The sequence below is a fragment of the Pseudomonas sp. SDO5522_S412 genome (assembly GCF_054071215.1).
This window is the reverse complement of record NZ_JBSVWQ010000453.1, coordinates 1-418: the sequence shown is the minus strand read 5'-3', so window position 1 is coordinate 418 and position 418 is coordinate 1. Positions and strand designations below refer to the sequence as shown.

General features: G+C 61.0%; 1 protein-coding gene. It reads left to right on the top strand.

The window, feature by feature from the left end; genetic code table 11:
• On the top strand, positions 1-418 hold a 418-nt coding region (locus ACW9I6_RS32420; protein WP_457340247.1), incomplete at both ends, for an AMP-binding protein.

The window sequence follows — 418 nt, the reverse complement described above, 5'->3', positions numbered from 1 at the left end:
CCTGACGGCGTGAAAACCCTGCTGCTGGATACCGACGTCAGCGCCTTTGCCGACAGCGACCCGCAAGTCGTCGTGGATCCTTCGAACCTCGCCTACGTGATCTACACCTCCGGTTCCACCGGCAATCCCAAAGGCACCTTGCTCGCGCACCACAATATCCTGCGTCTGTTCGCGGCCACTGAACCGTGGTTCGGCTTCGGCCCGCAGGACGTCTGGAGCCTGTTTCACTCCTATGCTTTCGACTTCTCGGTCTGGGAAATTTTCGGTGCACTGCTGCACGGTGGCGAACTGCTGATCGTGCCGTACGACGTCAGCCGCTCGCTCCAGGAATTCCTCGACCTGTTGTGCGACGCGGGCGTCACGGTGCTCAACCAGACGCCGTCGGCGTTCAAGCAGTTGATGCACGTGGCTTGTACCG